This window comes from Gemmatimonadaceae bacterium (assembly GCA_020852815.1).
In the GTDB taxonomy this organism is placed as follows: domain Bacteria; phylum Gemmatimonadota; class Gemmatimonadetes; order Gemmatimonadales; family Gemmatimonadaceae; genus SCN-70-22.
Genome location: JADZAN010000009.1, coordinates 253,963 through 275,263, shown reverse-complemented (window position 1 = coordinate 275,263; position 21,301 = coordinate 253,963). Strand labels below are relative to the sequence as shown.

The following is a 21,301-nucleotide window of genomic DNA, read 5'->3' as shown; positions in this document are numbered from 1 at the left end:
CCGCCGTCCACTCGCCCCGCCCCTCGCCCGTGTACGCCCCACTCCCACCCCCCGGACCACGTCGCCACTTGACAGGTCGCTTCATATCAGAGTCACCGAGAATTTGGTTCGGTGACTCTGACCCCAATTCTCCTGACCCCGGTTTTCGCGACGGCCAGGCGGCGACGCGGCCGTTGCCTATCGGCGGCGGGAGCCGTCTGCGCTAGTCGTAAGCCATGTCTAGCCAGCGCTTTGGCACCTCTTTGGTGGCCCGTCCAATCGCAACCAATCGGGGTCAGAGTCATCGAGAATTTGGTTCGGTGACTCTGACCCCAATTCTCCTGACCCCAGCTCTCGGATGCTCTCCCCCCCGCCCCCCTACACCCTCCGCAACGCTAGCACCCCGTTCTGCCCCCCAAACCCGAACGAATTCGACAGCGCCGCGTCCACCCGCACCCCCCGCGCCACGTTCGGCACCACGTCCAGCGGGATCTCCTCGTCCGGCGTCTCGTAGTTGATGGTCGGCGGGATCACGCCGTGCCGGATGGTCAGCGCCGTCGCCGCCGCCTCGATGGCTCCCGCTGCGCCTAACGTGTGGCCAATCATCGACTTGATCGAGCTCACCAGCGGCGGCGCCCCACCAAACACCTTGAGGATCGCCTTGCACTCGCTGCGGTCGTTGGCCGGCGTCGACGTCCCATGCGCGTTCACGTACTGCACGTCGCCCGGCGCCATCCCCGCATCGCCAAGCGCCAACTGCATTGCCTTTGTTGTCCACGCCGCCTCGGGATCGGGCTGCGCCAAGCCGAACGCATCGGCCGTCGCGCCAAAGCCGGCCACCTCGCAGATGGGCTCCACCCCCCGCCCTCGCGCATGCTCCAGCGTCTCCATCACGACGATCCCCGCCCCCTCACCCATCACGAAGCCGTCGCGCGTCTTGTCGAACGGGCGGCTCGCCGTGGCCGGCGCATCGTTGCGCTTCGACAGCGCCCCCATCGCCACATAGCCGTTGAGCACGAACGGCGTGATGGTCGACTCCACCCCGCCCGCCAGCATCACGTCGGCCTGAGCGCTGCGCAGCAGCATCAGCGCCATGCCGATGGAGTGCGCCCCGGTCGCGCACGCCGAGAGCGCCGCGAAGTTGGGGCCGTGAATGCCTAACGCGATCGCCACGTTCCCCGCCGGCATGTTGGGAATGACCTTGGGAACACAGAACGGCGAGATCGCCTTCGCCCCGCGTTGCAGGAAGTCGGCGTGGTTCTCCTCGAGCGTGTTGAAGTCGCCCGCCGCCGCCCCCACGCAGCACCCCACGCGCGTGGTATCGATCGACGCGAGATCGAGCCTCGCGTCCTGCACCGCCTGCATCGACGCCGCCACCGCCATCTGCGAGTTGCGCCCCATGCGCCCCGAGAGCTTGCGGGTCATGTACGCCATCGGGTCGAAGTCGCGACACTCGGCGGCGATCTGCGTCGCATACGGCGAGGCGTCGAAGGCGGCGATCGTGCCGCCGCCGGGGGTGCCGGCGATGAGGGCGTTCCAGAACGGCTCGCGCCCAGACCCAATGGGGGTCACGACGCCGATGCCGGTGATGACAATGCGAGGAATTGCGCGCATGGACTCCGAGGATGACGACTGCCTGACGAAGTATCGCCGAGCGCGCGGGCGACTGTCCATCGGACCCCCGCCGATCGGGCGAGACGATGGCCGGAACCGCGTGTGACGGGCGAGAATTCCATCGCTGTCTCCCCACCGGCCCCGCAACCCGTCATATTCCAGCCACGCCCGCCGGTTTTCCCGCCGGCATCTCGTGCGTCTATCTACCGATGATTCGCCGACTCACCGCCCTCGCCCTGGCCCTCCCCCTCCTCCTGCTCAGCATGCAGGGCGGGGCGATGGCGTGCCTCACGGGGTCGGTCGCGCCCTCGAGTCCGGCAACTTCGTCAGCGGCGCCGACGATGCACCACGGCATGGCGATGGGAGGCGGTGCATCGCGCACCCAATCGGACGCGCCAGCGGCTGCCACCCCCGCTGGTGACACCACCCCCGCCGATCAGCACGAGAGCCCCTGCCCCGACCGCCATTCGCTGGGGAGCTGTGCCTCGATGCCGAGCTGCGCGACGATCGCCGCCCTTCCGGCGGCCGACGGCCCGTCCGCCCTGGCGGCAGAGCACGCGGTGGTCGCGGCGATTCCACTCCCGCCCCCGCGCGCCTGGGGGGCCGCACCCGAGCTCCCCCCTCCCAGAGCCTGACCTCCCACTCGGAGTGTGCCCGCTCGCGACCGCCGCGCTGAACGCGCGGTGACGATTCGCGGGAGAGTGGCGCACCCGGGCATCGCGCGCGCCGGTCGTTAGGCGCGCTGGCGCCGTGGTCCATTGCCCGGCGCGACCCTGGGAGGATCCGCACACATGCTCCGTTTCCCTCGCACTCGGGGGCCGTTCGTCATCACCTTCGGTGCCACGCTCGCCTTCCTGGCGACGGTGGCGCCCCCCTCGTGCGCCCCCGCGCAGGACTCCGCCGCCACCCCCAGCGCGCCTGGCGCCACGGTGCAGCCGCTCGGCAACTTCTACGCGCTCGCCCTGCGCGCCAACCCGCGCATTGCCGCCGCGCAGGCGCTTGCCCGCGCCGCCCAGGCGCGCGTCGCCGGCACGCGGCGCCCCAGCGACCCGCAGCTGCAACTGGGCTTCATGAACTACGCCCTCCCCGGGCTCGCCCCCATGGACCCGCTGGGGATGGTGCAGCTGCAACTCATGCAGATGATCCCGCTGGGGAACAAACTTGCCCTGGCCGGCCAGTCGGCGCAGGCGCAGGCCGCCGCCGTGGCCGCGCGTGTGGACGAGGTCAGCTGGGAGCTGCGCGCCCAGGTGGCGATGGCCTACTACGACCTGGCCGCCACCGATCGCTCGCTGGCCAGCGCACGCACCTCGCTCCGGCTGCTGCGCGACATCGCGACGACCTCCGAGGCGATGTACCGCGTGGGCGAGGGGCGCCAGGCCGACGTCCTGCGCGCCCGCGTCGAGATCGCCCGCATGGCCGAGGACACGCTGCGCATGCTGGCGATGCGCGAGACGATGCGCGCTCGCCTCAACGCGCTCGTCGACCGCGCCACCGACACCGAGGTGATCGCCGCCTTTCCGCGCTTTCCCGACTCGCTCCCCGCGCGCCCCTGGCTCGACTCCATCGCCAGCGCCACGCGCCCGATGGTGCGCGCCGGACTCGAGCAGCTGCGCGCCGCCGAAGCGGGGGAACGACTGGCGCGCAAGGAACTCATCCCCGACTTGCAGCTGGGCGTCCAGTACGGACAGCGGAGTGCCAGCGGGATGGAGGGCGGTCGCATGACGGAGCGCATGGGGAGCCTGATGATCGGCGCCTCGATCCCCGTCTTCGCCCGGTCCCGTCAGTTGCAAATGCGCGAGGAGGCGCTGGCCATGCGCCAGATGGCGCAGGCCGACCTGGCCAGCATGCGCCTCGAGACGCGCGGCAAGCTGGGTGAAGCCTACGCCGCGCTGCAGCGCGCCCGCCGCCTCGTGCAGCTGTACCGCGCCGAAATCCTTCCGCAGGCCGAAGCCGCCGTGACATCGGCGCTCGCGGCCTACCGCGGCGGAAGCGTCGACTTCATGACGCTGCTCGACAACCAGATGAACGTGAACCGCTACCGGCAGGAGCTTGCCACGCTCGACGCCGAGCAGGGCAAGGCGTGGGCCGAGCTGGAGATGCTCGCCGGCCGCGCGCTCGTCGATGCCACCTCCACGCACGGCGCCGCACCGGGAGGGCCCCGATGAGCAACTTCCGCCCAAACCACGAACAGCCGCACGCCGCACACGCCCCCTCTCACGCTTTCACCGACGCACCAGGAGCGTCGCCCATGTCAACCGACCCTCGCCCCGCCACCGCTTCGCCGCTGCGCCTCGTCCTCTACGGCGCCATCCTGGTCGCCGCCATGGCCGGCGTCTACATCGCGACGCGCGGCACGCAGGCGCCCCCGACAGCCGCAACGGGGCATGACCACGCGGCCATGTCGGGCGGCGCCGGTGCCGGCGCCACCGCCCGCCCGGTCTCGCTCGGCGACGACCAGGCGCGTCGCATCGGCGTGACCTACGCCGTGGCCACCGTGGGGCCGCTCACCAAGGAAGTCCGTACGGTGGGGCAACTCAACTTCGACGAGACGCGCCTGCAGGCCATCACGCCCAAGGTCGACGGCTGGGTCGAGCGCCTCTATGTGAACAGCACCGGGCAACCGGTTGCCGTCGGCGAGCCGCTGCTGACGATCTACTCCCCCATGCTGGTTCAGGCGCAGGAGGAACTCCTTCTCGCGAGGAAGCTCGAGCAGGAGATGTCGTCGGCCGGCAGCGACGCGCGCGGCGGCTCCACCGCGCTGCTCGAGTCGGCGCGCCGCCGCCTTGCCTTCCTCGACATCCCCGAGCGCGAGATCGCCGAGATCGAACGCAGCGCCCAGGTGCGCCGCACGCTCACGCTCTACTCTCCCGCCGGCGGCTACGTCCTGGAGAAGAACCTCGTCCCCGGGCAGCGCATCATGGCCGGCGAGGCGCTGTACCGTGTCGCCGACCTGCGCGCCGTCTGGGTCGAGGGCGAAGTGTTCGAGCAGGACCTGGCCGACGTGCGCGTGGGGCAGATGGTGCACGCCGAGTTCTCGGCGCTCCCCGGCGAGCATCGCATGGGGCGCATCTCGTTCATCTATCCCACCATCAGCGCCGACACGCGCACGGCGCGCGTGCGCGTGGTGCTGCCCAACCAGGACTTGCGCCTCAAGCCGGGGATGTACGCCACGCTGCGCATCGTTGGTGCCTCGCGCGAGCGTGTCCTCACGGTGCCGCGCGACGCGGTGCTCTCCACTGGCGAGCGCCATGTGGTCTTTGTGCGCGAGGCCAACGGGGCGCTCGCCCCGCACGAAGTCGCCATCGGCGCCTCCAACGACGACCGCATCGAGATCCTGCGCGGCATAGCGGAGGGCGAGTCGGTCGTTGCGTCGGCGACCTTCCTCGTCGACGCCGAGTCCAACCTGGGAAAGGCGTTAGGCGGCATGGGCGACATGCCGGGGATGGAGATGAACACCCCGGTGGAGAAGCTCCCCATGCAGGAAACGGGAAAGGGGGCGCGCCCCGCGGCGCCCAAGCGTGACTCCATGCCGCCCATGCCCGGCATGAAGCACGACGAGCATGCCGGCCACAAGATGCCGTAAGGAGTCGCCACCATGCTCAAGCGCATCATCCATTGGTCGGTGACCAACCCGCTCCTCGTCGTCCTGCTCACGCTGGCGGCGACGATCGGTGGTGTGGTCGCGGTGCAGCGCACGCCGCTCGAGGCGCTCCCCGACCTGTCCGACGTGCAGGTGATCGTGCAGGCCGACTACAACGAACAGGCACCACGCATCGTCGAGGACCAGGTCACATATCCCATCGCCGCCGAGATGCTCAAGGTCCCGGGGGCGAAGACGGTGCGCGGGTACTCGTTCTTCGGCGTGTCGTTCGTCTATGTCATCTTCGAGGACGGCACCGATATCTACTGGGCGCGGAGTCGCGTCCTCGAGGTCCTCAACGGCATCCAGGGGAAGCTTCCCACAACCGTCACTCCCACGTTAGGCCCCGACGCCACCGGGCTTGGCTGGATCTACCAGTACGCGCTGGAAGACACGAGCGGGCGCCTCAATCTGGCCGAGCTGCGCAGCGTGCAGGACTGGTACCTGCGCTACGCCCTGACGGCAGTGCCCGGAGTCTCCGAGGTGGCCAGCGTGGGGGGCTTCGAGAAGCAGTACCAGGTCGACATCGACCCGGCCAAGCTCCTCGCCTACGGCATCCCCGTCACCCGCGTGATGGCCGCGCTGCAATCCGCCAATAGTGACGTCGGCGCAATGACGATGGAGCTGTCCGAGCGCGAGTACATGGTGCGCGGGCTGGGCTACCTCAAGTCGCTCGCCGACATCGAGAACGTCGTCGTGGGCGCGACCGCCGCCGGGACACCAATTCGTGTGGCCGAAGTCGCGCGCGTGTCGGTGGGGCCGGCGATCCGTCGCGGCATCGCCGACCTCGACGGGCGCGGCGACGCCGTGGGCGGCATCGTCGTCATGCGCTTCGGCGAGAACGCGCTCGCCACCATCGAGCGCGTGAAGGCCAAGCTCGCCGAGGTGCAGCAGGGGCTTCCCTCCGGGGTCGTGGTACGCCCGGTGTACGATCGCAGCGACCTGATCGAGCGCGCCATCGAGACGCTCAAGGGGAAGCTCCTCGAGGAGTCGCTCATCGTTGCCCTGGTCTGCGTCGTCTTCCTCCTGCACGCGCAGTCGGCGCTCGTCGCCATCCTCACCTTGCCCGTGGGGATCTTCATGGCCTTCCTCGCCATGCGGCTGGGCGGCGTCGGTGCTGACATCATGTCGTTAGGGGGAATTGCCATAGCCATCGGCGCCATGATCGATGCGGCGATCGTGATGATCGAGAACCTCCACAAGCATCTCGAGCGCGCCGCGCCCGACGACGGGAGCGGACACTTCTCCACGCGACACCTCTCCACGTCCGATCGCTGGCGCCTGGTGGTGGAGAGCGCGCAGGAGGTCGGGCCGGCGCTCTTCTTCTCCCTCCTCATCATCACCGTCTCCTTCCTCCCCGTCTTCACACTGGAGGGACAGGAAGGGCGGATGTTCAAGCCGCTCGCCTTCACCAAGACTTTCGCCATGGCATCGGCGTCGCTCCTCTCGGTGACGCTCGTCCCGGTGGCGATGGCGCTCCTCGTGCGCGGGCGTCTCTATCGCGAACGCGCCAACCCGCTCAACCGCCTCCTCATCAGGCTCTATCGCCCCGTGATCGACACGGTGCTGCGGCACCGCGGACCGGTGATCGTCGCCAGTGCGCTGGTCGTCATCGCCACCTGGATTCCGTGGACGCGACTGGGCAGTGAGTTCATGCCCCCGCTCGACGAGGGGACGATTCTCTACATGCCGACCACGCTCCCCGGCATCCCGATTGCCCGTGCGCGCGAGATCATGCGCCAGCAGGACGCCATCCTCGCCTCCTTTCCCGAGGTGGAGCACGTGTGGGGCAAGGCGGGGCGCGCCAACACCGCGACCGATCCCGCCGGGCTCGACATGTTCGAGACGACCATCTCGCTCAAGCCGGAGGGCGCATGGCGCGCGGGGATGACCTACGACCGCCTGGTCGCTGCCATGGACTCCGCCGTTAGGCTCCCGGGGATCACCAACGCCTGGACGATGCCGATCAAGGGGCGCATCGACATGCTGGCCACGGGGATCCGCACACCGGTCGGCATCAAGGTCTTCGGCCCCGACCTCGCACAGCTCGAGCGACTGGGGCGCGAGGTGGAGGCGGCGGTGCAGATGGTCCCGGGAACACGAAGCGCCTTCGCCGAGCGTGCGGTGTCGGGCTACTACCTCGACATCGACATCGATCGCGCGGCAGCGGCGCGCCACGGCGTCAACGTCACCGACGTGCAGACTGTCATTGCCACGGCCATTGGCGGGATGACGATCACGCAGACCGTGGAGGGGCGCGAGCGTTACGGCGTGCGCGTGCGCTACCCGCAGGAGCTGCGCGACACCCCCGAGCGGTTGGCCTCGGTGCTCGTCCCGGTGAACCACGACGCCGGAGGATCCGCGGCGCCCACGGGCGGCGCGGGAATGCCGGTTGGCGTTAGGCGGACGGCGACTGGCGGCGCGATGCCCTCGCTTCCCGGTGCCATGGGGAGCCAGGTGGCCCAGGTCCCACTCGGCCAACTGGCCACCATCCGGCAGGTCGCAGGCCCCATGGTGGTGCGCACCGAGGGGGCCATGCCCACCGCGTGGGTCTATGTCGACGTGGCGGGGCGCGACGTTGGCGGATACGTCCGTGAGGCGCAACGCATGGTGCGTGACATGGTGACGCTCCCGTCCGGCTATCACCTGGTGTGGAGCGGGCAGTACGAGTACATGGAGCGCGCCAGGGAGACGATGCGCATCGTCATCCCGGCCACGCTCGCGATCATCTTCTTCCTCCTCTACTTCAACTTCCGCAACGTGGGCGAGACGCTGATCGTGATGCTCTCCCTCCCGTTCGGGATCGTTGGGGGGATCTGGCTCACCTGGTGGCTGGGCTACTCGTGGTCCGTCGCCGTCGCCATCGGCTTCATCGCGCTGGCCGGCGTGGCGGCGGAGACCGGGGTGGTGATGCTCATCTACCTCGACCACGCGTGGAGCGAGCTGCGTCGGCGTGTCGAGCGCCCCACGCTGCGCGACCTGTACGGGGCAGTGGTGGAGGGCGCGGTGGAGCGCGTGCGTCCGAAGATGATGACCGTCACGGCGATCATGGCCGGCCTCCTTCCCATCCTGTGGGGAAACGGGACCGGTGCCAGCGTCATGAAGCGCATCGCCGCACCCATGGTGGGGGGGATGGTGTCGAGCACCGTGCTCACGCTCGTCGTGATTCCGGCGGTGTGGTCGCTGTGGAAGGAGCGCGAGGTGGGGTGAGCGTGGGATGAAGTAGCGGTGGTGATGGGCGGTCACGTCAGCGGCTCCGTGAGGCAGAGCAGAACCGTCCCGTCGGCAAGGCACAGACTCCGAGGGTTCGAGGGGTACAGTATTTATGTAGTTATTGACAATGACCGCGATTTTCTACATTCTTCATATACCATGAACCCATCCCCCGGAAGCCCGGTGAAGGCCGAACTCGCCGCGCTGGTTTCGGTGGCGAAGGACGGGTTGTTGGTGATTGAGGATGCGCCGCGTGCGCTGGGTCTCACGAGTGCCGACGCGGCTTCGCGCCTGGCGCGACTGGCCAAGGCGGGGTGGTTGGCTCGTGTGCGGCGCGGACTGTACTACGTACTGCCGGTGGACGCGCCAGCGAGCGAACGCACGGCGTATCCCGACCCGTGGATCCTCGCTGCGCGAGCGTTCGTGCCGTGCTATGTCGGCGGTTGGAGCGCCGCCGAGTACTGGGGACTTACCGAGCAACTCTTTCGATCGACGTTTGTCGCGACCGCAGCCCCCATTCGATCGTGGAACCAGCGGCTGCTCGGGTTGGACTTCCATCTCGTCCGCGTGCGCCCGGAACGCCTGCTCGGCGTCAACTGCGTGTGGCGTGGTGCGTCGACGGTCGCCGTATCGAGCGTCGAACGAACGCTGGTAGACGGTTTCCGCGATCCAGCCTGGCTGGGCGGCTTCAGGCACGCGAGTGAATGCCTGCATCGATACATCGAATCCACGACTGACAAAGGAATGGCAGCGTTGCTGGGCGAACTGTCTCGCTCCGGCAATGGAGCGGCGGCGAAGCGCATCGGCTTCATTCTCGAGCACAAGGGCGCAAGCGCCGAAGTGATCGACCAACTGAGGCAAGCCGTCACCAGGGGGTTGACGCGCCTCGACCCTGCGATCCGCCAGGAGGGGCGCATCAACAAGCGTTGGGGGCTGATCATCAATGCAAGCTTCGTGTAGGGTGCCCGGATGATCAGCAGGCAGGAGATCCTGTCACGCGCACGAGAATGGGGGCTGCGGCCGGATGTGGTCGAGAAGGACTACGTCCTCGGCTGGATGCTCGCCGCCGTGGGCGCCGATCCCGAGGCGTCGGAGTCGTGGATCCTGAAGGGCGGCACCTGCGTGAAGAAGTGCTTCATCGAGACATATCGCTTCTCTGAGGACCTCGACTTCTCCCTGCGTCCCGAGGCGTCGTACGATCTCGACGCCATCACGACCATCCTGACGCGGCTCGCCGATCGCGTTGGCAAGATGAGTGGCATCGTGATGCCTCGCGACCAGGTCGTGGTGAGGCCTCGAACAGACAAGTTCGGCCGAGCGACCTTCGAGGGACGCGTGGGCTATCGCGGTCCTATGCAGGCTCCCTCGTGGCCACGCATCCTGTTCGACATCACGCAGCATGAGCCAGTACTCGAGGCGCCGGCGCTTCGCGCCGTGATCCACCCATACACGGACGCACTCCTCGAGCGGGCACTGGTGAGAACCTACGATTTCGAGGAACTCCTCGCCGAGAAGACTCGTGCTCTGTACGAACGCACGCGCCCGCGTGACCTGTACGACGTGGTCTACATCGTCTCCAATGTGGACGGAATCAATGTCGCCAAGCTTCGGCTGCTCTTTCGCTCGAAGTGCACGGTCAAGCAGATCGAGGCACCCAGCAAGAGACAGCTGATTGAGCTGATCGGCAAGTCCGCCGAGCTTCGCGCCGAATGGGAGTCGATGCTCGCGCATCAGTTGCAGGAGCTGCCGCCCATCGACGGTGTGTTGCAGCGCATCGAGAAAGCGCTTTCGTGGATGGAGGAGCGAACGACGCGAGTATTCGAAGCGCGACCTTCCGCGTTGGCGCGAATGGACGGTGTCCCGTTCACTGCCTTCAACACGGTGGCCAGCGGCGGCGTGATGGAACGATTGCGCTTCGCGGGTGCGAATCGACTCCTGGTCGAGTTCATGTACCACGGCAGGGCGCGGCGCGTCGAGCCGTACTCGTTGCGTGTGGCCGGTACCGGCAACCTGCTCCTCTACGCGCACGAAATGGCGAGTGGGATCGTCAAGTCATTCAAGGTCGCCGAGATCGTCAAGCTGCGAGTGACGCAGTCGATGTTCGTGCCGCGATACGCCATCGAACTCGGGTTCGCACCTATCGCAGGCGACGCGCTGCCGGCGATCAGGTCACCGCGAACAGGCGTGACCTACCGACCTCCCGCACGGAGTCGGGCTGGCCCTGTCTACACGTTCGAATGTCCCATCTGCGGCAAGCGCTTTCGACGCAAGAAACACGACGGCAGGCTGCGCGCGCACCTGTATCCGGATGGATACGTACAATGCGCCGGGCGCAGCGGAGTGTTTGTCGGCGTGACGTCGCCAACGCCGCCGCGCAATACCTAACCGCCAGCCGCCATCTCCCGTCCCACCTCGGCAACGACCGCCACCAGCGCCTCTACATCCCCCAGCGTCATCACCGTCGACGCCGCGAACATCCCGCGCGACGCACACACCACCCCGCGCTCCAGCAGCGCCAGGTGAAAGAGGCGCGTCCGCTCACCATCCCCTCGCTGCGCATCGAGATAGTCGCGCACCGGTCCCTGGCAGAAGTGCACGTGCGCCAGTGATCCGCTTCCGGTCACGCACGCCTCGATTCCGGCGGCGTCGAGTGCGTGCTGCATGCCACGCCGCATTGCCGCGCCCAGCAGGTCGAGGTGTGTCTGTGCGTCGTCGGTGAGAAGCTCGAGCGCCGCCAGCCCCGCCGCCATCGTGGCGGCGTTCCCGTTGAACGTTCCCGAGTGGCTCACCGTCCCGCGCGAGCGCGGGTCGAAGATGGCCATGATGTCGGCGCGACCGCCGAACGCTCCTACGGGGAGCCCGCCCCCGATGATCTTGGCGATGGTCGTCAGGTCGGGCGTGACACCGTACACCGCCTGTGCGCCCCCCCTCGCCAGCCGCAACGTGATGATCTCGTCGAAGATGAGCAGAACGCCACACTCGGCGGTCACCGCCCGCGCCCCCGCCAGGAACGCGGGCTCCGCCGGGATCACCCCCGCCGCCGTCAGGTGCGGCTCGATGATCACCGCCGCCAGTTCGTGCGCATGCGCGCGCACCGTGCGCTCGAGCGTTGCAAGGTCGTTGTAGGGCACCACCAGGACGTCGCCCACCACGCCGTCGGGCACTCCCGGCCCCTGCCCCGTCCCCTGCGGGTACGGCGCCACATCGACCCCAACGTTCACGCTCACCTGCGCCACGTCGGCCGAGCCGTGGTAGCCCCCCTCCATCTTCATCACCTTCGACTTCCCGGTGAAGGCGCGCGCCGCGCGAATGGCCCCCATCACCGCCTCGGTCCCCGAGTTGCAGAAGCGCAGCCGCTCCATGGACGGAACGCGCCGCCGGATCTCCTCCGCCAGTTGCAAGGCGGGTTCGCCCGGGAAGGGGAACGCCGTCCCGCGCACCGCCTGCGCCGCGATGGCCGCCGTCAGCTGCGGGTGTGCGTGCCCGTGGATCAGCGCCGTGAAGTTTCCCAGGAAGTCGAGATACGCATTCCCGTCCACATCCCACATCCGCGCCCCCTCGCCGCGCGCCATGAAAGGCGGGTAGGGGAGAAAGAAGGTCCCCGTGCGTGTGTCGCCGCCGGGGAACGACTCGAGCGCTCGCGCGTAGAGCGCCGCCGAGCGTGGCGTGCGTGCCGTGTAGCGTCCCTGTGCTCGGGTGAGCAGGGCGGCGCGCGAGTCGGTGCGCCGCGATGCGTCTGGCAATGGCGGCGAAGGTGTCGGCTGAGGCGCCGGCTGAGATGCCGGCTTAGATACCGGCGGAGGTGCGTCGAGCGAAGACGTCGCCTCGAGTGCGGAAGCGGGAGTCGTGGCCATGCTGCAAAGTGCTGCGCGACGCGCCGCTTGGCGAACGCGCGGCGCAAGCGTCCGGCACACGTGTCCCGTTCGGCGCCTACGCCACGGCGCCTAGGCCACCACGCCCACCCCCTCCACCGCCGCATCCTCACCCCCCGCCACCCCGCCCAACCCGGCGCGCGCGATACGTCGCCGCCGCTGCGCCCGGAGCTGGAGGCGGAGCGCTCGCATCACCAGGAGTTGCAGCTTCTCCGAGATCTCGCCCATGCGCGCCGCGAGCCTCGTTGCCTCCACCAGCTGCGACCGCGCGGAGTACGAATAGTCCGCCCGTTCCCTCGGCGTTGTCGGCACGCCCGTGCCGATCGTCACCACGTCCGACCACAGCGACACGTAGTCTTGCGGCGAGAGCTGCGTCATCTCCGTCAGCAGCATCACGAAGTCGACCGGTTCCGGCTCCGCCTCACCCAGGAATGCCGCGGCCAGCGACTCCGCCAGCGGATGCACTTCCCTGGGCGTCGGCGTTCCGTTGAGCCCGGCGGACGAAGTCGGAGAGGACATCGAGGAGGGGGAACGCGCCGGTGAGGGAGTCCTCACCAACGCCAACAGCTACCCTGGAACGTGCGCCCGAGGCGGCGGGGGAAGGTCGGGCGCGCGCGGATCTCCCCTGAGTATCGGCACGGGGAGCACCGTTAGGCATCGCGCCGCCATCGGGCATCGAGGTTTTTCCGAGCGACGGGCGCTGCCTGGCCACGGCGTGCGTACTCACGTGGCGCGGTGAGTCGCCTCTCATCCTCGACATGCGTGAGAGAAGCGAGGCAATGCCTGCCAGACCCGCGAGGTCCTGCTAGGCCCTGCTAGGCCCTGTTAGAAGGTGAGCGAGGGGAGGAGGCGCTTTCCCGCCTTGAGGAACTGCCGGAGCGCGCCACGCCCGTCCTTGCCGCGCGCTTCCTCCGCGTCGTCGCCCTGCTCGTCGGCCAGCACCGACTTCCACGCCGAACTCCACGCATCGCGCATCTCGGCCGTCGTCGCGAAGCGATCGGCGGGCTCGAAGGCCAGCCCGCGCGTGAGCCAGGCGCGCACCGGCTCCGGGACGCGCGCCGCCCACCGCGCCTCCCAGTCGATCCCCTGCTCCTGCCGCCACAACTGCAGCTCGGGGTCGTGTGCCACGAACGGGAGGTGGCCGGTGAGAGCAAAGAAAGTCACGGCCGTCAGCGCGAAGCGATCGACACCCTCGTCCTGCGGCGTGCCGCGCAGCTGCTCGGGCGCGGCGAAGGCGAGCGTCCCCGCAGCTCCACTTTCACCCGGCGCGGCGGCAATGCCGAAGTCGGCCAGGTTCCAGTGCCCGCCCTTGTCGAGGAGGATGTTTTCGGGCTTGAGGTCGCGATGCACCACGCCCGCCGCGTGCGCCGATGCAATCGCGTCGAGCAACGCGTCCAGCTCAGGTCCAACTTCCGACAGCGGGAGCGCCCCATGCGTCGTGGTGCGCGCGGCCAGCGATCCGCCGGGGTTGAGCGGCATGGTGAAGTACGCCACGCCCTGTCGCTCGGCGAACTCCAGGACGGGGATGATGCGCGGATGGGCGAGCGAGGCCAGCACGCGTGCCTCGCGGCGCAGGCGTGACACCGCCGCCTGGTCCTGCGCGATTTCCGGATGCAGCGCCTTGAGCGCCACTTCGCGATTGAGCGCCAGATCGCGCGCGCGCCACACCGACCCCGAGGCGCCGCGTCCCAGCTGTTCGAGCAGCTCGTAGTCGAGCCCAGTGGCCGAGCGCAGGAGCGCCTCCTGGCGCGCCATCACCGTTTCCGGCCCCCCCTCCAGGTCGAGCGCCGGGCGCGACAGGGCGAGCCCTGCCAGCGACGACTCCCCACCGATGGCGCGATCCAGCACCTGCAGGAGCGTCGCCACCGAGGGGAAGCGTCCGCCCGGCGCGATCGCCACGGCGCGACGCAACACCTCGCGCACCGAACGCGGGACGTGCGTGTGCGCTTCCAGGGCACCTAACGCTTCCGTGCCGTCGTCGCTCCACGTGACGCCGGTGAGCGCGGCGATGACCAGCGCCCCAAGCTGGAACTGGTCCGTCGCCGCCGTCGGGCGCCACCACATCCCGCCAGCCGCAATCTCGTCGCGCCATTCGGGGGCCGCCACCGTCCACTGCAGCGAGGGGAGCTTGCCCGGTGGGAGCGCCGCCTGCGGGAGCGCCCAGTGCCACCCCACCAGGTAGTGCTCCCCCATGCGCGACATCCACGACGCCTGCCCGTTGAGCGAACCGTGCGTCTCGCCGCGGTCGTGCAGCATGGCCAGGCAGGCGCCAATCGAGCGCAGGCGCGTCATGGCCTGCTCGATCGAGTCGGGGCCGTGCGTTTGCAGCTGCATGGCCAGCGAAACGCCGTCGATCCAGTGCCGCACGTAGCCCGGGCCGCGCGGGGCGACCTCGTTGCGCGGCCAGTAGACGTAGGTCGTCGGGATCACGCGGTGCCGGCGGTTGCCCAACAGGCGTGCCTCCGCCGTCAGCCACTCCCAGTGCCCCTCGTCGGGCGCCGTGACCAGCGACAGCGTGCGGCCCAGCGGGTCGATGACCTGCTGCGTGTGCCGGTGGTGTCCGATCCAGACACCGTCCGTCCCCCACGCCCACTCGCGCGGGAGCTGCCAGACTTGGAGGTGCTCGGGGCGCTCGGTGGTGGTGCGGTAGGGGGAGAGGTCCTGGTCGCCGAGGTCAGCCGTTCCACCCGGCGGGGGAGCCGGGGTCACCAAGGTCTGGGTGGATGCTGCTGGCTGATCTGCGTCGGTCATCACCGGGTTAGACGAGCGGGGGGTGACGGACGATACCCGGGTGAAATGGGGGCATTGTGTCGGGGATCCCGGAGGCGGGGACGGGCATCGGCGGGAGCGATCTCGACCGTGCGCGGCCACCCCGGCATCGCAACGATGGCCAGCGGCAGGCGGCCCGGACGCCCTCACTCACTTCCCGAAGGGCGCCCGGAACGACAACGCGCGTTTCGGCGTCAGGCTGCTTCGGACGCCGATACGCCCGGGGCTGCCGGCGCGGGCACCGCCGCGGCCATCGCCGCGGGTACAACCTCGACGACCGGTGCCACCGGTACCTCGACCTCGGCCTCGGCGGTGATGGCGGCGCCCCCCTTCTTCTTGAGGAAGGCCGGCGGCTTGAAGGCGGCGCGCTCTTCTTCCGTCAGGCGCAACGTCACCCGTGCCCCCACCGCCACGCGCTTCGCATGCTCCACGTCCTGCAGCGCGCGAATGCGCCCATCGGCCATCCGGTTCTGCAGGTGGCGCTGCGTCTCCCACCCCTTCGAGATCCCCGTGGGAAGACCCAGGAGCTGGTCGAACTCGTCGGGTGTGACGCCGAGTGCTTCGCGCACGCGACGGATTTCCTGGTGCGTGAGGAGTCCGTGCGTCTCGCGGATCGCCCCCATCGTCGCGAGGTAATCACCTTCCACCTGATCCGGCGCTCGACGTTCCACTTCGCACTTGCTGCAGCGCAGCACGCGCCGCTCCACCGTGGCCGTCAACCCGACCATGGATTCGGTCTTGCTGATCGTGGTGCTGGTGAAGACCCCACCGCAGCCATTGTGGCGGTCGGCGACGGGGACAAACGAGGAAATGGAGCCTGCCTGCTGGGCCAGGAGCGCAAGCGGATCGGTCATGTCGCACGGGGTGAGGGTGTACCGGCCGGAGATTGCAGCTGTCGGCCGGCGGCCGCGCCCACCATCGACATCGTGTCACGGAGCGCGCGCCACGGCCCGCAAGGTAATGCACCGGCGCGAAAGTGCGCCCCCTCGCGTCACACGCGCCGCGCATATGTGTCGCAGGTGTCGAGCACGCTGCACGCCATGTGGAGAACACGCCATGTGGACAAGTGCCGCGACTGCGCGAGGTGTGTGACATGTGCGCGCCACGTGTGCGTCACGTGCGCGCGAGGTGCGCGACGCGTGCCTAACCGGGCGTCGACCTCCTCACCGCGTCGCTGCCTTACGAGTGCACCAACCGATCGCGCCGCGCCAGCAGCTCCTCGATCGCGTCGGCCAGGTGCTCCTCGGTGATGTTGTATGCCCCGCGCGACACGCGCAGGCGATGCGCGCCGAGCATCACGTCCGCCGCGCGAAATCCCTCCGGCACCTCGAACTTGTAACACGCCAGCTCGAGCAGCAGGCCGTTGGGGTCGCGCAGGTAGATCGAGTTCATGAAGCCGCGGTCGCGCTCGTAGAACTCCACGCCATGGTCACGCAGCCGTTCTGGCGCCATGACAAACGTGGCGCGCGACACGTTGAAGGCGATGTGGTCCACACTCCCCACCTCACGCGGCGCCTTGCGCCGGGCATCCTCGCGCGCCTCGTGGGTGAAGACCGTCAGCAGCCGCCCATCGCCCGGATCGAAGTAGAGATGGCTCTCGTCCGGGGTTCCAAGGTTAGGCTGCTCGAAGATGAAGGGCATGCCGAGCACCCCTTCCCAGAAGTCGATCGCACTGCGGCGTGTGGAACCGACCAGCGTGATGTGGTGCACTCCCTGAACCTGGACCTTTGGCATGGCGACGCCCTCCCGAGGGGTGAGATGGTACGCGCGCGACGGCCAACATGACCGCGGGTGCACGCACGCGGCAAGCGCGGGCACGCACCCTTCTCACTTGCAGCGGTCGCGCGCGCATTGCGAAGCGCGCCGACCGCGACCACCATTGCCGCATGACCCGCCTCGCACCGCTCCGCACCGCCGTCATGCTCGGCGTCGTTGCGTACTCCATTCGTCCCGGCGTCATGCGCGACGCGCAGGCGCCGCTGTGGATCACCGTGTCGCGCAACATCCAGGTGAGTGCGGCACGAGCGGCGTCGCCATTCAACGAGGTCGTCATCGCCGCACATCCCCGCGACGCTGCACGTCTCATCGCGTGCGCCATGCTCGAACCGGGACCGAATCGGCGCGTGAAGTCGGCCGCGTGGATCTCCACCGACAGCGGTCGCACCTGGTCGTCGCCAACCGTGACCACTACGCATTGGGCCAACGACCCAACCTGTGCGTGGAGCGCGGCGGGGACCGCGTTCTTCCTGCACAAGGTGAACGACGGCGCGCCGACTCCTGCCGGGAGCGTCAATTCCGACTTGGATTACCTGGGCGTCGAGCGCACGCGCGATGACGGGAAGCACTGGACGCCGCTCCACCGCGGGCCGCAAACCAACGATCGCCCCTTCATGGCCATCGACGTGACCAACGATGCGCTGTATGTCGCCTACAACGGTCACGTGCACGGCGAGGCGGGGACGCACAAGAACGACGACTTCCGCAACACCGTCGCCCTCATGCGCTCCACCGATCGCGGCATCACCTTCGCGGCGCCGGCGCAGCGCGCCCTCATGGACCAGACGGCGAGCGCCGGCATCAACGCGGGAATGGACGGCATCGTCGTCCTCCCCGATCGCTCGGTGGCCGTGCTCTACACGCGCATGACGCTCGCCCAACCCGGTGGTGGCGACCCTCGCACCACCACCGGAAAGCCGACCGTCACACAGTCGACACTCATGCTCGTGCGCTCGCGCGATGGCGCCCGCACGCTCGACCCACCGCACGTCGTGGCCAACGTCACCAGCGGCTACAACCTCCCGCACGCGCGCGGGATCACCGGGACACTCGCGGTCGACGCGAGCAGCGGCCCGCATCGCGGACGGCTGTACGCCTCGTGGGCCGACTACGCCACCGGGCGCGGCGAGATTCTCGTCACCTGGTCCGACGACGCCGGCGCCACATGGTCGCCGCCGCGCCCAGTCAACGACGACGCCGGCGCACGCGCCGGCACCGGCGCACGCGCCGACAACGGCGGCGCCGACCATTCCATGGCGACCATCGCCGTCAGCCGCCACGGGGTCGTGGGCGTCCTGTGGTATGATCGTCGCGAGTTTCCGGCGGGCGATGGCTATCGTCCGCGCTTCTCCGCCTCGCGCGATGGTGGCGTCACCTGGAGCGCCAGCGTCGCGGTGGCCACGGCGCCCAACGCCGCCCGCGCGCAACGCGGTCCCGACTATCTCGCGAATGGCGGCGACACGGCGGGGCTCGCCACCTCGGCCGACGGACGCTTCCACGCGGCGTGGATCGACAACCGGACGGGGGTGCAGCAGGTGTGGACGGCGGCCATCTCCGTTCATCCCGCGCCCACGCGCTGACGATCGCCGGAACGAACGAGCGCACCCGTTTCGTGGCAGGCGCATCTGTCTCGCCAAAGAACGCCGGGCGTGGCATGTTGATGCTCGCATGCGCGACTTCTCCTGCCTCGCCCGCGCCCCGCACGCATGACCGATATCCGCGCCCAGCTCCAGGCGGCGTTAGGCGATGTCTACGCCCTCGACCGCGAATTCGGCGGGAGCGGGCGGTCGCGCATCTTCCTCGCCACCGAGATCCGCCTCGGACGCGTCGTCGTCATCAAGGTCGTCACTCCCGAGGAAGGGAGCGAGCTCTTCGCCGATCGCTTTGCCCGCGAGGTGAAGTTCGCCACGCGCCTGCAGCACGCCCACATCGTCCCGCTCCTTGGAGCCGGCGTGGCCGGTACTCTCGCCTACTACACGACGCCGTACGTGGAAGGACCGTCGCTGCGTTCGCGCATGGCGGGGGGTGAGCGGCTCCCCCTCACCGAGGCGACGCAGATCCTGCGCGACGTGGCGAGCGCCCTCGCCTACGCGCACGACCAGGGTGTCCTGCATCGCGACCTGCGTCCCGAGCACATCCTCCTTGGCGAGGGCGCCGCACTCGTCACCGACTTCGGGATCGCCAAGGCGATGAGTGCTTCGCACACCATGGAGTTCAACACCGAGTCGCTCACCACCACCAGCGAGACGCTCACCTCGGTGGGAAGCGCGTACGGCTCGCCCGCCTACATGTCGCCCGAGCAGGCTGCGGGGAGCGTCGTCGATGCGCGCTCCGATCTCTACGCCTGGGGAGTGACCGCCTACGAGATCCTGTCAGGGGCGCACCCCTTCGCCGAGTATGCAACGCCGCAGGCGCTGATGGCCGCGCACCTCACCGAGCGCCCGGTGCCGTTGGGCGAACGCGCTCCGCAGCTACCGAAGGCGCTGGTCGACATCGTGATGGCCTGTCTCGAGAAGGATGCCGACGCCCGCCCCGACAGCGCGGACGCGGTGCTCCTTGCCATCGACGGTGCGCCGGCTGCGCCCGCAGCGCCGACAGCTGCAAGCGAGGGGAAGCGGCGGCGCACCACGCGCGAGGTGACGGTCGTGGATGAGGACGCGAACGACGAGGCACGCGAGGCGCGCGCCGCCCATGACGCCATCTCGCGCCGCATGGTGGTCGCGGCCGCCATGCTCGTCATCGCGCTCCTGCTGTGGGGATGGTTCTCCCGCGCCGTCGAGAACGGTGCGCGAACGACGACGCCCTCCACGCTTCCACCGCCCCAGTGACGATGCCTGACGAGTCCCTTTCCCGCCGCGACTTTGGCAAGCGCCTTGGCGCCGCCGCGCTCTCGGCGAGGCTCGCCGACCTGTCCGACCGCGACGCCGGCGACGAGCTCTGCACTCTCACCGCCGTCGAACTCGCCGCGCGCATCCGCCGAAAGGACGTCTCGGCACGCGAGGTCCTCGACGCACATCTCGCGCGCATTGCCCGGGTGAACCCGGCTGTCAACGCCATCGTCACCCTCGTCCCCGAGATGGCGCAGCGCTGGGCGCGCGAGGCCGACGAGCGGCAGGCGCGCGGCGAGCCGTTAGGCGCCCTCCACGGGCTCCCCGTGGCGCACAAGGACCTGGTCGATACCGCCGGGATCCGCACCACACGCGGGTCGCCGCTCTTCGCCAACAACATCCCCACCGCCGACGCCCTCATCGTCCGGCGCATCCGCGCCGCCGGCGCCATCACGTTAGGCAAGACCAACACCCCGGAGTTCGGCGCCGGCTCCAACACCTTCAACCCCGTTTTTGGCGCCACCCGCAACGGCTACGACCGCACGCGCACCGTGGGCGGTTCGAGCGGGGGGGCCGCCTGTGCTCTCACCTGCCAGCTCGTCCCCATCGCCGACGGGAGCGACACCGGCGGCTCGCTGCGGAACCCCGCAGCGTGGAACAACGTCGTGGGCCTGCGTCCGTCGCCCGGGCGCGTCCCCGACGACGACGGCTCATGGTCCCCGCTCTCCACATCGGGACCGATGGCGCGCACCGTCGCCGACGTCGCGCTCTTCCTCAGCGCCATCAGCGGGCCGTATCACCCCGACCCGCTCTCGCTCTCCGACGATCCCGCCACCTTTCGCGCCCCGCTCGAACGATCGCTCAAGGGGGTGCGCATCGCCTGGTTCACCGCGATGGGCGGCATCCCGTTCGAGCCCGAGATCACGCGCGTCGTGCACGCGCAGCGCCAGCACTTCGTCGACCTCGGATGCGTGGTCGAGGACGCCGAGCCGTCGTTCGAGGGAATAGACGAGGCCTTCCCCATCCTGCGCCACCTGACCTTCCACGCCAACTATGCAAAGCTGGCGCAGGACAACCCGTCTGCCTTCAAGGAGACGGTGAAGTGGGAGATTGCCGAGGCTGAGCGGCTGCGTTCGTCGGACGTCGCGCGCGCCAATGCCCGACAAGCGCGGCTGTGGCGCGAGGTGCACCAGTTCTTCACCAGGTACGACTACTTCGTCTGCCCGGTGACGCAGGTGGAGCCGTTCGACCTCGGCACCGAGTATCCCGTCGCGGTGAACGGCGTGACGATGCCGACCTACATCGACTGGATGCGCTCGTGCTGGTACGTGACCATGACCGCGTGCCCCGCCATCTCGGTCCCGGCGGGGTTCAGCGCGCGCGGACTCCCGGTGGGGCTGCAGATCGTGGGGCAGCACCGGAACGACTGGGGCGTGCTGCAGGTGGCGCACGCGTTCGAGCAGGCGACGCAGCACGGGAGGCGGCGGCCGGCGCTCTGAGACGCGGGCGCGGGTGTTTGGGGATGCAAAGGTTTGGCGAAGGGCGCAACGCTGGAACGCGCCTCGCGTAGTCATGTTTTATTCATGATAGAGAGCCCCCTTCGGGTTCGT

15 protein-coding genes are annotated in these 21,301 nt (G+C 69.1%); 9 read left to right on the top strand and 6 right to left on the bottom strand.

The window, feature by feature from the left end; all coding sequences use genetic code 11:
- Window positions 1–357 precede the first annotated feature (357 nt).
- Entirely contained in the window at window positions 358–1,593 is a 1,236-nt protein-coding gene (gene fabF, locus IT359_05340; GenBank protein ID MCC6928402.1) for a beta-ketoacyl-ACP synthase II, read from the bottom strand.
- A 209-nt stretch (window positions 1,594–1,802) separates the two neighbouring features.
- On the opposite strand from fabF, the gene IT359_05335 reads away from it, so the two are divergent.
- From IT359_05335 to IT359_05310, 6 genes are all read left to right on the top strand, one after another.
- Window positions 1,803–2,228: a hypothetical protein gene (locus IT359_05335; protein ID MCC6928401.1), complete on the top strand. Its 426-nt coding sequence runs from the start codon at window positions 1,803–1,805 to the stop codon at window positions 2,226–2,228.
- Between the two features lie 156 nt (window positions 2,229–2,384).
- On the top strand, window positions 2,385–3,758 hold the full coding sequence (locus IT359_05330; GenBank protein ID MCC6928400.1) for a TolC family protein: 1,374 nt from the start codon (window positions 2,385–2,387) through the stop codon (window positions 3,756–3,758).
- An 83-nt stretch (window positions 3,759–3,841) separates the two neighbouring features.
- Window positions 3,842–5,176, top strand: a complete 1,335-nt coding sequence (locus IT359_05325; GenBank protein ID MCC6928399.1) for an efflux RND transporter periplasmic adaptor subunit — start codon at window positions 3,842–3,844, stop codon at window positions 5,174–5,176.
- A 12-nt stretch (window positions 5,177–5,188) separates the two neighbouring features.
- Window positions 5,189–8,443, top strand: coding sequence for an efflux RND transporter permease subunit (locus IT359_05320; protein MCC6928398.1), 3,255 nt, complete (start codon window positions 5,189–5,191; stop codon window positions 8,441–8,443).
- Between the two features lie 162 nt (window positions 8,444–8,605).
- The gene (locus IT359_05315; protein ID MCC6928397.1) at window positions 8,606–9,406 is read left to right on the top strand and encodes a type IV toxin-antitoxin system AbiEi family antitoxin domain-containing protein; all 801 of its coding nucleotides are present in this window, start codon (window positions 8,606–8,608) and stop codon (window positions 9,404–9,406) included.
- A gap of 9 nt (window positions 9,407–9,415) precedes the next feature.
- Complete coding sequence (locus tag IT359_05310; GenBank protein MCC6928396.1) at window positions 9,416–10,831, top strand: nucleotidyl transferase AbiEii/AbiGii toxin family protein; 1,416 nt, start codon at window positions 9,416–9,418, stop codon at window positions 10,829–10,831.
- Here the strand turns inward: IT359_05310 and IT359_05305 are convergent.
- From IT359_05305 to IT359_05285, 5 genes are all read right to left on the bottom strand, one after another.
- Window positions 10,828–12,189: an aspartate aminotransferase family protein gene (locus IT359_05305; protein ID MCC6928395.1), complete on the bottom strand. Its 1,362-nt coding sequence runs from the start codon at window positions 12,187–12,189 to the stop codon at window positions 10,828–10,830. The genes IT359_05310 and IT359_05305 overlap by 4 nt on opposite strands.
- A gap of 201 nt (window positions 12,190–12,390) precedes the next feature.
- Window positions 12,391–12,837, bottom strand: coding sequence for a hypothetical protein (locus tag IT359_05300; GenBank protein MCC6928394.1), 447 nt, complete (start codon window positions 12,835–12,837; stop codon window positions 12,391–12,393).
- A gap of 306 nt (window positions 12,838–13,143) precedes the next feature.
- Entirely contained in the window at window positions 13,144–15,027 is a 1,884-nt protein-coding gene (locus IT359_05295; GenBank protein MCC6928393.1) for a protein kinase, read from the bottom strand.
- A 254-nt stretch (window positions 15,028–15,281) separates the two neighbouring features.
- A complete protein-coding gene (locus IT359_05290; protein ID MCC6928392.1) occupies window positions 15,282–15,941 on the bottom strand; it encodes a hypothetical protein in 660 nt (219 codons plus the stop codon).
- Between the two features lie 325 nt (window positions 15,942–16,266).
- On the bottom strand, window positions 16,267–16,821 hold the full coding sequence (locus tag IT359_05285) for a VOC family protein (GenBank protein MCC6928391.1): 555 nt from the start codon (window positions 16,819–16,821) through the stop codon (window positions 16,267–16,269).
- Between the two features lie 152 nt (window positions 16,822–16,973).
- Here IT359_05285 and IT359_05280 point away from each other — a divergent pair, with 152 nt between their 5' ends.
- The 3 genes from IT359_05280 (at window position 16,974) to IT359_05270 (ending at window position 21,190) form a co-directional block, all read left to right on the top strand.
- Window positions 16,974–18,443: an exo-alpha-sialidase gene (locus tag IT359_05280; GenBank protein MCC6928390.1), complete on the top strand. Its 1,470-nt coding sequence runs from the start codon at window positions 16,974–16,976 to the stop codon at window positions 18,441–18,443.
- Between the two features lie 126 nt (window positions 18,444–18,569).
- A complete protein-coding gene (locus IT359_05275) occupies window positions 18,570–19,691 on the top strand; it encodes a serine/threonine protein kinase (GenBank protein ID MCC6928389.1) in 1,122 nt (373 codons plus the stop codon).
- 2 nt (window positions 19,692–19,693) lie between these two features.
- A complete protein-coding gene (locus IT359_05270) occupies window positions 19,694–21,190 on the top strand; it encodes a hypothetical protein (GenBank protein MCC6928388.1) in 1,497 nt (498 codons plus the stop codon).
- Window positions 21,191–21,301 lie beyond the last annotated feature (111 nt).